At 71.8% G+C, this 3,405-nt stretch carries 4 protein-coding genes; 1 reads left to right on the forward strand and 3 read right to left on the reverse strand.

Annotated elements, in window-relative coordinates:
• Window positions 1-248: Rv3654c family TadE-like protein (locus tag KBX53_RS26805; RefSeq protein ID WP_210862307.1), on the forward strand; the 248-nt coding region annotated here is incomplete at its 5' end.
• A 611-nt stretch (window positions 249-859) separates the two neighbouring features.
• Here the strand turns inward: KBX53_RS26805 and KBX53_RS26810 are convergent.
• The 3 genes from KBX53_RS26810 to KBX53_RS26820 all read right to left on the reverse strand — a co-directional run.
• Complete coding sequence (locus tag KBX53_RS26810) at window positions 860-1,438, reverse strand: hypothetical protein (RefSeq protein WP_210862309.1); 579 nt, start codon at window positions 1,436-1,438, stop codon at window positions 860-862.
• A gap of 164 nt (window positions 1,439-1,602) precedes the next feature.
• Window positions 1,603-1,812, reverse strand: a complete 210-nt coding sequence (locus KBX53_RS26815; protein WP_030334221.1) for a hypothetical protein — start codon at window positions 1,810-1,812, stop codon at window positions 1,603-1,605.
• Between the two features lie 99 nt (window positions 1,813-1,911).
• Window positions 1,912-3,405, reverse strand: a 1,494-nt coding sequence (locus tag KBX53_RS26820) for a Zn-binding domain-containing protein (RefSeq protein ID WP_210862311.1), incomplete at its 5' end; no start/stop codon positions are given.

A 3,405-nucleotide genomic window follows, 5' to 3' on the forward strand; every position in this document is an offset into this window, starting at 1 on the left:
TGGCGAGTCAGCGGGCGGCTGTGGCAGCCGACCTCGGCGCGCTGGCCGGGGCCGCCCGGGCGCTCGACGGCGACGCGGTGGCCTGCGCGTCCGCGTCCGACCTCGCCGGTCGCAACGACGGCCGCCTGGTCAGCTGTCACCTCGACGGGCTGGACGTGCTGGTGACAGTCGAGGTGGCGTTCACGCCGCTACCCGGCCTGACCCGGGTGGCTGCGGCGAGCGCCCGTGCCGGCCCGGTGCGGGGCTGACCCTCGCGGTGGCGTCTCTACTAACCACCGCGGCCAGCGCAGGGCGCGTTCTGTGGAGGGCGGGCGCGGCCTGTGGAGGGAGGGGTTTGGCCCGCATCGCGGCGTCAAAGGGCCGCCGCCGGTGCACTACGTCGGCAAGACCGCCACGTTCCGAGCGGAAGTCCGGGCTGACGCGTGGTCGAAGGAACCAAGGGTCCTCGTCGGATTGGTGGGTGCTTTGGAGCTGAATCGCATACGACATCAAGGGCGATGCGTTTACGGCATCAGCTCCAAAGGGGCGACCAGACCAGTCAGGGGTCGAGTCACCAGCGGCGGGCCGTCTGGGGCAGCGCGGTGCGATGGCCTGCCGGCCGGCGGCAGTGCGGTTCAACGCTCTGCCGGCTGGGGGCAGTGTGGTCCGATGGCCGGCCGGGGCAGTGTGGTCCGATGGCCGGCCGGGGCAGTGCGGTCCGATGGCCGGCCGGGGCAGTGCGGTCCGATGGCCGGCCGTCCCGGGAGTGCGGGCCGGCCGGGACTGGTCGAGGTCCAGGTCCCGGCCGGCAGCCGAGGATGGGTGGCCACGACGGCGACCGCTGAGGGTCATCGCACCGCCCTCGTCCGGGCCGGGTGCGTCAGCGGGACTGGAGCGCGTCGAGAGCGACGGCCATCGCGATGACCAGGCGACGGTCGATCTGCGGGTGCTGCACCTCGACGACGTACTTGTCGCGCAGGCCCCACTTCTTGATCACGGAGAAGACCGGCTGGCCGCCCGCGGTGAAGTCGAAGTGGTACGGCAGCCAGGACAGCGAGTCGACGAATCGACGCAGCAGCGCCACCGGCATGCTCCGCTCCTGGCCGGTCACCTGCGGCAGGCCGGCCTGCTCGACGTGCCAGGTGGAGCGCAGCAGCGACTGGGCGAAGTCCTTACGGAACAGGCCGATCGGGTTGCCGGCCGCGTCGGTGACGTCGTACGTGGCGCCGAGGTCGATGCGCTGGCGGGCCTTGAAACCGAGCAGTGGCTGCTGCTTGGAGTCATCCGTGTAGATGGTCACCTGCTCCTTGAAGGCGAGCCGCTTCTGCTGCGCGAACGCCAACAGCTCACCCTCGCTGCCGTCCGGGGAGACCGCCCGGACCTCGTACTGGTTGACCATCATGCGCAGGCGCTGGCGAATGTGGAACTGGTGCAGGCCCTGCAAATTGTCGAGCTGCATGTGAACTCCTCTGGGGTTGGTGCGCCGGAGTCTCGCACAGCCCGACAACCGTCGTGCCCCCTGCGGTCCATGATCAGTTGCTGCTGGGTAGTCGTCGGGCCCGTCGGACGACTACCCAGCCCGGAGTGATCACTGGTGCCCTTGCAGGATCACCCCGGCAGACCTCAGCGACTGTCGACGGAGGTCGCGGCCCGCAGCGCCCAGGTGTTGAGCACCTGGTGGATGCCGCGGAGCCGCTCGTTGATCTGTTCCAGCCGTTCCGCCTGGGCCAGGGCGGCCAGTGCCGACCCCAGCGCGATCTGCTGGTCGAGGGTGAGATTGTCCTGGTCGATGGTGTAGAGCAGGTCGACGGTCTCGGCGATGGTGTCGGCCACAGCTTCTCCTCGGGCACGGGGGGCGATCAGCAACAAAGGCATCGATGGAAGCGCTCCCACATCATTGTGCCCCGTGCCATGCCGGTTCATGCAAGCTGCTCAGCGCGGCAGGTTGGCCAGCACCACTTCGAGCACCCGGATCGCGTCCGGTTTGGAGAGGGGGTTGTTGCCATTGCCGCATTTCGGTGACTGCACGCAGGATGGGCATCCGGTCTCGCAGCCGCACTCAGCGATCGCGTCCCGGGTGGCCCGCAGCCACGCCGCCGCCGTCCCGTACGCCCGCTCGGCGAACCCGGCGCCACCCGGGTGCCCGTCGTAGACGAAGACGGTCGGCGCTTCGGTGTCCGGGTGCAGTGCGGTGGAGAGCCCGCCGATGTCCCAGCGATCGCACGTGGCCATCAGCGGCAGCAGGCCGATCGCGGCGTGTTCGGCGGCGTGCAACGCACCCGGCACCTCGGCCGGCTGGACCCCGGCGAGGGTCAACGACTGCGGCGACAGGGTGAACCAAACCGCCACGGTGCGCAGCTCCCGGGTCGGCAGGTCGAGCGGCCGGGTATCGATCACCTCGCCGGTGGCGATGCGCCGCCGCTGGTACGACACGACCTGGCTGGTCACATCCACCTCGCCGAGGAACATGCCGACCGGCCCGGCGTCCACGTAGGAACGCACCGACACCACCGACAGGTCGGTGACGTCGCGGGCGTGGGTGGACCAGTCCGGCTCCTCGGCGTGCACCAGCGCGCACCCGTCGACGAGGTCGAGCTGGTCGACCACGTACGAGACGCCCTGGTGCAGGTAGACCGCGCCGGGGTGCAGCAGGAAGTGCGAGGAGCCGCCGTCGACGGTGCCGAGCAGCCGGCCGGTCGACGACTCCACCACGGCGACCGGGGCGCCGCCCTCGCCGCGCAGGTCCACCTCGGGTCGCTCCCGGTGCCGCCAGTACCAACCGGTGGGCCGTTGCCGCAGTGCCCCCGCCGCGACCAGCTCGTCGACCGCCTCCTTCGCCCCGTCGCCGAAGAGCGCCAGGTCGGTCGGGGTGAGCGGTGCCTCCGCCGCCGCGCAGGCGAGCTGCGGGGCCAGCACGTACGGGTTGGCCGGGTCGAGCACCGTCGCCTCCACCGGTGCCCCGAAGATCGCCTCCGGGTGGTGCACCAGGTAGGTGTCCAGCGGGTCGTCCCGCGCCACCAGCACCGCCAGGGCCTCCTGCCCGGAACGCCCGGCCCGGCCCGCCTGCTGCCACAGTGACGCCCGGGTGCCCGGGTAGCCGCAGATCAGCACCGCGTCGAGCCCGACCAGGTCCACGCCCAGCTCCAGCGCGTTGGTCGAGGCCAGGCCGAGCAGGTCGCCGTGCAGCAGCGCGCGTTCCAGCTCGCGCCGCTCCTCCCGCAGGTAGCCGCCCCGGTAGGCGGCCACCCGGTCGCCGAGCCCCGGCACCGCGTCGTCCAGCGCCCGACGCGCGTTGGCGGCCACCACCTCGGCGCCCTTGCGGGATCGGACGAACGCGAGGGTGCGTACCCCTTCGGCGACGGTGTCGGCGAGCAGGTCCGCGGTCTCGCGCAGCGCCGACCGGCGGCCCTGCCGGAGGTCGTCGTG

The sequence above is a fragment of the Micromonospora sp. M51 genome, from assembly GCF_018070305.1.
GTDB lineage: Bacteria > Actinomycetota > Actinomycetes > Mycobacteriales > Micromonosporaceae > Micromonospora > Micromonospora parva.